The sequence below is a fragment of the Atlanticothrix silvestris CENA357 genome (assembly GCF_016056295.1).
GTDB classification, from domain to species: domain Bacteria; phylum Cyanobacteriota; class Cyanobacteriia; order Cyanobacteriales; family Nostocaceae; genus Atlanticothrix; species Atlanticothrix silvestris.
Genome location: NZ_JAECZB010000036.1, coordinates 21970 through 28428, shown reverse-complemented (window position 1 = coordinate 28428; position 6459 = coordinate 21970). Strand labels below are relative to the sequence as shown.

Below are 6459 nucleotides of genomic sequence, written 5' to 3'. Positions count from 1 at the left end.
AAGAGTAATAACAACTGACAACTGACAACTGACCACTGACAACTGACAACTGACCACTGACAACTGACCACTGACCACTGACCAATGAAAATCATTGCCTATACTTACAGTGACCCTTTACTAGAATCGTCTCCTGATCCAGCTAATTGGGGATGGGAGATAGATCGGGTTTATGAAGATTTAGGCAAACAAGATTCTTCTGGACACACTACGCGAGAGTCCTGCGGACACGCTACGCGATCGCAATTACAACAATTACTCGCAGATTGCCAAACTGAACCAGCAGATTATCTGCTAATTCGTCGTTTGGAAGAATTAGGGGATACTGTAGAAGAAGTAAGCGATCGCCTCAATGAACTCGAAGCAATGGGGATAGCGATTATTGCTACAGAACAATCTTACACCAGTGAAAATTCCCATCTCCGCGCTGAATTGCTGAAATTACTGCATGAAGTCCAATGTCAGCAACGCAGTCGCCGCATCCGCCAAGGACACGCCCGCAATCGTCTTGACGCTGCGCCTCCACCCGGTAAAATCCCTTATGGCTACCGCAGAGGTAAAGATAAGTACATTATTGACCGTAGTACTTTGCCAGTCGTCAAAGATTTTTTTGACAACTTTTTACTTTATGGTTCTCTACGGGGAGCAGTTCGTTACCTTGCAAAAAAATACGGCAAGAAAATCTCTGTAACCACTGGGCGGCGCTGGTTGACTAGTCCCGTTTATCGCGGTGATACGGCTTATCAAAATGGGGAAATTATTTCTGATACCCATATCCCAATCATTTCTAAAGAAGAAGCTGCCCAAATTGACCGACTTTTACGCCGTAACAGCCGATTACCATCTCGGACTGCTAGTGCGCCCCGTTCTTTAGCTGGGTTGGTTATTTGTAGTGAGTGTCAGTCACACACAACAGTTACTCGTGTTACCCAACGCTATCAAAACAAAGAGTATCTTTATTTACGTCCTATAAGTTGTCCTAAAAGTCCCAAGTGTCGGGCTATTCCCTACCAAGAGATATTAGAACATACGATTGGCACGGTTTGTCGTGACTTACCCTTAGCAGTAGCAGGGATGGATTTTCCCCAATTGGATGCCATTAAGCAGAATTTAGGGCAAGCGATCGCTCGTCAGCAAGAAATACTCGCTCAGTTACCTGCTTTAATCGAAACTGGGGTTTTGGATTCTGAAACAGCAAAATTAAGAGCTTACAAACTCCGTACAGAAATTTCAGCACTCCAGGCAAAACTGGCAACTCTTCCCCCAGTCAACTTGCGTTCTGTCGCTCAAGCTGTTTCGATTCCGCAGTTTTGGTTAGATTTATCTGAAGCAGAGCGAAGATTTTACTTTCGAGAATTTATTAAGCAAATCGAGATAATTCGCCGGGGTAAAGAATGGGATTTACAAGTTATTTTTATTTTTTAAGCAAGCGCGATCGCTTGACTGCGCTTTAAGAAGGTTTAGCTATGGTTCGTGAAAAACAAACCAGTAGCAAGTAGCGGTTTGACAAGCCTAAAATTTTGCTAGGGTACAAGTGAAAGAATAACATTGGATAAATGTGTTATGAGTGTTGTCACACCAAAGCGATTCACCATTGATGAATATCATCAGTTGATTGAACTCGGATTTTTAAAAGAGGGCGATCGCATCGAATTAATCCGGGGAGAATTAATTCAAATGGTAGCTAAAGGAACACCTCATACCTTCTGTACAACTCGACTCTGTCGCCAACTAGATCACCTAAAAGTCGATCTAGTTGTTGTGCGTTGTCAAGAGCCGATTATTCTCCCATCAAATAGTGAGCCTGAGCCAGATGTTGTGATTGCACGAGGAAATGAGGTTGATTATCTAGCTCATCATCCCTATCCCGAAGATATTTCCTTGATTGTCGAAATTTCCGACTCAACTCTAGATTATGACCAGACAAAGAAGTTAGAACTCTATGCAGAAGCCGGAATTGCTAACTATTGGATTGTCAATTTAAATGCTCGTCAACTAGAACGTTATAGTCAACCTTATCAAAATGCTCAAGGTAAATTTAATTATCTCAGTAAGCAAATTTATTTACCAGATGAGACAGTGGCAATTCCTGGGTTTGAAGATGCCTTGTTGGATTTAAGAAGGATTTTCCCTCAAAGTGCGATCGCTCCATAGAATAGATATTTTTCCTGATAATCAGGACATCTAAGCGATCGTATTAACAATTAGTTTGGGATCGAATTTCTTGTAAGATATGTGAAATTTCTGCTTCTGATTGAATATGTCGTGCCAGAACTTGAGCAGTAGCCTCTAGTACGCGGTTAGAAAATAACTGAGCTACATCTTGGCGTAAACCTTGCCCAATATAAAATTTAAGTAATGCCTCACAAGACATATCTCGACTGTCTGCTATTTTTTGAGCGATTCTAAGGTATCTTTGGGGATTTCTAGAGACACTGTTTCATGTGGGCATGGGCGCAGTTGTACAGTAACTTTTGACAGAAAGTTAAGAAGCGAACAGGGATTTGATTTACTTGAATAATGCTGATTTTGCAATCGGCGATCACTCATGATGTCAGCACCTCATCTAGAATCACAACAGGCAAGTTTGTGGCTGTCCTCAGTTGCCGATCGTTGGTGAGAAACTGAGTACAGCCAGATATTGTAGCAGTCGCAATATGAATGGCATCAGGTGTTCTCAAAGAAGGTGTGCTTGCGCGTAGCCTTGCTGCTTCACGCAAAATGGTCTGATTTATTGGAATCAACTGCATTTGAGGCGATCGCAGTAATCGCTCATAGGCATCAACCAGAAATGTATCCGAGTTTCTTAGTGGGACAACTAAGGTTTCCATCAGAGTTAGTTCGCTGCTAAAGACTTCAAGAGTTCTCGCCTGAAGACTATTCCATAAGGGATTCAACAACACTCCATAAGTTGGGGTCTGTTCGACAGCGTAAATAACTGTTACCGTATCAACGTATACACGAGCAGCATTTGGCAGAATTAGTTGTCCCATGCATCTCGTTCTGCTTGGAGGTCTCGATTGATTTCTTCTACACTTCTGCCAACAGGACGCTGTTTGTGGATTTCTTCAAGCAGGTGCATAATCGATTGTCCTTCTAGTGTCGTTTTTTGCTCTGGTATCAGGACAATTACCTCAATAGTTTGTCCTACAGAGGTTGAGAGGGTATTGGCAGGCAAGGTGATTTCAATTTTGTTGCCTGGTAAAACTTTAGTTTCAATGCGTAATGTTGATTGCATCAAGCCTTCTCCTGATTTGGTTTCTTTTTAGCTATTGTTTGTTCTATGGACTCCCTATTGTTCTATCCAATCCATTGTGGCTCAAAAAGCGATGCCTTCGGCAACGGCAAAACCGAACGCGATCGCAACCATCTCTCAACTATCAAAGGCGATCGCCCCTCATTTTACACTCTGAACAGGAGTGATGTCTTTTACAGGCTACGCCTACGCCCCCATAACACCATCATTCCACTTCAAAACAAGAACATTCTCGTTTGGAACAAGAATATTCTCACTTCAAACAGAAACGTTCTCATTTGGAACAAGAACATTTTCACTTCAAACAAGAACGTTCTCGTTTAGAACAAAAACATTCTCATTTGAAACAGAAACGTTCTCACTAAAAACAGGAATGTTCTCGTTTAGAACGCGAAACTTGGAAATAAAAGCTTGATTGATGAGGTTGGCAACATGAATTTTACTGTTCTGAGGTGAGGCGATCGCGTATATATGCTAAATTTTCAATAATTTATCATCCCGAATGTCTTCTAACTCATCCTCATCTTTCTCTTTTAAGCACTGTTGTACTAATTTCCAAGGTATGGGTGCAGATGCAAATAAACTGAGTACACAGCCTAATAACTGATCATCCTCTGCTAATTCCTCCCAACTCAACTCAAAGGCTGCTTGCACTCCCAGCTTTTCGCCTGTTTTTTCTAAAGCCTTAGTTAAAACTATAGTAGCGATCGCAGTTGCTACAGCCGTCAAGGTTACTGGTTCCATAAGTTAGCAATAATCTTACGAAATTATACTTATGATCCTCAGTTTAACAGTCCCTCTAGTCCAGCTTATGACATAAGTGCAAACCCTAACTCTGGCTCAATCTAGTTTTTGCGGGGCGATAAGCCCGGAGGGCATGGCTTCGCCTATCGCACTCCCTAGTTTTGTTTGCATAAGTCTCAAATCTTGATAATTACTCTATTAGTCAGCTTTGATTATGTGGTGCTATTTGTAAAATATTAAGCTACATTTTTACACCTTAAAACCAATATTGTATCAGTAATAACTAATTGATTAATTGGCAAAATGGCTCATTTTATATGTAACTTCAAGATAATTTGTATTGCATGTCACTATTAATCTGGAAAGTTTATTTTGTTGGCTGTAATTAACTTTATAACGAACATTTTTATACTTATTTTAGTAGTAAAAGTCTCTTTGTAAATCTGTAAACAAGCGCTATATTTGACAAATTTATTGAAAGCCACGGAAAACTGTATCCTCGAACTTCTTCCTCATGCCCCATGCCCCAAAATATATTTAGCACTGACAACTGACCACTGACAACTGACCCACGCAGCGTAAATAAACTTACACAACCAGTGAATTATCCTATTATTTGGTATGATTTTTATCAATTAATTATTGTTAAATAAATTAAGAAAAAATCAGTCAAATTCTTCAAATAATTATCGCTGTTCAGAGAAAATTGAGTTAACCTGGGAACTTAGTAATTGTGAAGAACATATTGTTGTTACTGGGTGGCAACATTAGAGATTCGCTTTGATCTCTATGTAATCGAACCAGCAAGTAAAATGATTATCATAGGATATGCAAGAAGGAAGCTTTATTTGGAGTCATCTAGAAAAACAGCATCGCGCAGTTGACAAATGGGTTGATTGGGTATGCCTGATAGGGCTGTTGTTGGCGGCAGTTTTATTATTTAGTATTAACCTTGGGGGGCTACCGCTGCGAGATTGGGATGAAGGGACTGTGGCACATGTTGCCAGAGAAATTTGGAGTGCCCCATCAGGTTCAATGCATTGGCTTTACCCAACTCTAGGAGGCAAACCCTATCACAACAAGCCGCCTTTGATGCATTTGCTCATTGCCTGGACTTATTCTTTAGGAGGCGTAAATGAGTGGACAACACGCTTACCTGGGGCGATTTTAACAGCGTTTTCTGTGCCTTTATTGTATTGCATTGGTCGAGAAATATTTCGCCAACGTTGGGCAGCAATTTATAGTGCTTTGATTTATCTGACAATGCTACCGGTGGTACGTCATGGCAGATTAGCAATGTTAGATGGCGCGGTAGTCAGTTTTTTGATGGTGATGATGTTGTGCGTGTTGCGATCGCGCCGAGATTTACGTTATTGCCTTGGTATTGGCATTGGTTTTGGGTTGATTTGCTTAACTCAAGGTCTGTTAGGTGGTTTACTAGGTGCGATCGCGATCGTATTTTTATTTTGGGATACACCCAGATTGCTCACCAGTTACTATTTCTGGACAGCTATTTTAATTGGCAGCTTGCCTGTAGCTTGTTGGTATAGCGCTCAACTATGGCACTATGGTTATACTTTTGCCCAAGTTGGGCTGTTCAACCAATCCCTCAACCGAATTGGCGCAGCTGTCGAAGGAGATGCTGAGCCACCTTGGTACTATATTATTGAACTCCTAAAATGGACATGGCCTTGGTTAATATTTTTACCACAAGCTGCACGCTTAATTTGGGAAAATCGTAACCTAAGTTGGGCAAAATTTATACTTGTATGGAGTGGCGTTTTTCTGCTGATAATTTCCCTGCTGGGGACAAAACTACCTTGGTATGTATTCCCGATTTACCCTAGCTTAGCTTTAGCTCTAGGTGCCCAGTTAGCTGAAACAGAAAATTCCCCCTTATTATCCTCTTATCCTCGTAGTTGGGTAACTGGTTTTTCGATTCTGGCTGTGGTGGCTTCTGCTAGTAGTATTTACTTTAGTGGAGGTACAACGCCAAAAACCGACCTACAGTTAATTTTTGCAGCAGTAGCTGTGACTATGACTTTGGCAGCGATTTTGGCAGAACGAGGCGACGGACAATTTCTCAAAATTTTGTTTTGGGGAAGTTATATTTCATTGGTGCTATTGATGAAATCTAACTACTGGGTTTGGGAATTATGGCAAGCTTATCCAGTCAAACCAGTGGCGGCTATGATAGCCCAGGTAAACCCATCTGTTGAGCAAATTTATACATCTTTTCCCCGTCATCGTCCCTCGTTGGATTTTTATAGCGATCGCACCATTATTCCCGCTTCAGTTGGTGAATTGCAATATTATTGGCACTACAACGGCCAACCTTATTTTCTTTTGAACGCATCTACCTTGAAAGAGCTAAAACTTGAATCAATCAAGAAAGTTGGTGAAGCTGAAGGTTGGATGCTGATTACAAAAGACGCTGGTCGTTTATAGGGCATTGGGCA

7 protein-coding genes are annotated in these 6459 nt (G+C 41.2%); 3 read left to right on the top strand and 4 right to left on the bottom strand.

Annotation, left to right across the window (positions count from 1 at the left end; all coding sequences use genetic code 11):
• The first annotated feature begins 84 nt into the window (after positions 1-84).
• Both I8751_RS14550 and I8751_RS14545 read left to right on the top strand, forming a co-directional pair.
• Positions 85-1425, top strand: a complete 1341-nt coding sequence (locus tag I8751_RS14550; protein WP_214439870.1) for a recombinase family protein — start codon at positions 85-87, stop codon at positions 1423-1425.
• A gap of 138 nt (positions 1426-1563) precedes the next feature.
• Positions 1564-2154, top strand: coding sequence for a Uma2 family endonuclease (locus tag I8751_RS14545; RefSeq protein ID WP_214439869.1), 591 nt, complete (start codon positions 1564-1566; stop codon positions 2152-2154).
• Positions 2155-2197: 43 nt separating this feature from the next.
• On the opposite strand, the gene I8751_RS29640 is transcribed toward I8751_RS14545, so the two are convergent.
• The 4 genes from I8751_RS29640 to I8751_RS30255 all read right to left on the bottom strand — a co-directional run bounded on the left by I8751_RS29640 (position 2198) and on the right by I8751_RS30255 (position 4000).
• The gene (locus I8751_RS29640; RefSeq protein ID WP_225894157.1) at positions 2198-2374 is read right to left on the bottom strand and encodes a hypothetical protein; all 177 of its coding nucleotides are present in this window, start codon (positions 2372-2374) and stop codon (positions 2198-2200) included.
• A 172-nt stretch (positions 2375-2546) separates the two neighbouring features.
• Entirely contained in the window at positions 2547-2993 is a 447-nt protein-coding gene (locus I8751_RS14535; protein ID WP_214439868.1) for a type II toxin-antitoxin system VapC family toxin, read from the bottom strand.
• On the bottom strand, positions 2981-3238 hold the full coding sequence (locus tag I8751_RS14530) for a hypothetical protein (RefSeq protein ID WP_214439867.1): 258 nt from the start codon (positions 3236-3238) through the stop codon (positions 2981-2983). The genes I8751_RS14535 and I8751_RS14530 overlap by 13 nt, the downstream gene beginning before the upstream one ends.
• 492 nt (positions 3239-3730) lie before the next feature.
• Positions 3731-4000 carry a hypothetical protein gene (locus I8751_RS30255; RefSeq protein WP_318780328.1) on the bottom strand — a complete coding sequence of 90 codons (270 nt, stop codon included), beginning with the start codon at positions 3998-4000 and terminating at the stop codon, positions 3731-3733.
• Positions 4001-4828: 828 nt separating this feature from the next.
• Here I8751_RS30255 and I8751_RS14520 point away from each other — a divergent pair.
• Positions 4829-6448: an ArnT family glycosyltransferase gene (locus I8751_RS14520; RefSeq protein WP_214439866.1), complete on the top strand. Its 1620-nt coding sequence runs from the start codon at positions 4829-4831 to the stop codon at positions 6446-6448.
• Positions 6449-6459 lie beyond the last annotated feature (11 nt).

What these genes read in the sequence shown, in the direction of transcription:
- I8751_RS14550 (WP_214439870.1), top strand. Translation starts at nt 85, where the DNA reads ATGAAAATCATTGCCTATACTTACAGTGACCCTTTACTAGAATCGTCT.
- I8751_RS14545 (WP_214439869.1), top strand. Translation starts at nt 1,564, where the DNA reads ATGAGTGTTGTCACACCAAAGCGATTCACCATTGATGAATATCATCAG.
- I8751_RS29640 (WP_225894157.1), bottom strand. Translation starts at nt 2,374, where the DNA reads ATGTCTTGTGAGGCATTACTTAAATTTTATATTGGGCAAGGTTTACGC.
- I8751_RS14535 (WP_214439868.1), bottom strand. Translation starts at nt 2,993, where the DNA reads ATGGGACAACTAATTCTGCCAAATGCTGCTCGTGTATACGTTGATACG.
- I8751_RS14530 (WP_214439867.1), bottom strand. Translation starts at nt 3,238, where the DNA reads ATGCAATCAACATTACGCATTGAAACTAAAGTTTTACCAGGCAACAAA.
- I8751_RS30255 (WP_318780328.1), bottom strand. Translation starts at nt 4,000, where the DNA reads ATGGAACCAGTAACCTTGACGGCTGTAGCAACTGCGATCGCTACTATA.
- I8751_RS14520 (WP_214439866.1), top strand. Translation starts at nt 4,829, where the DNA reads ATGCAAGAAGGAAGCTTTATTTGGAGTCATCTAGAAAAACAGCATCGC.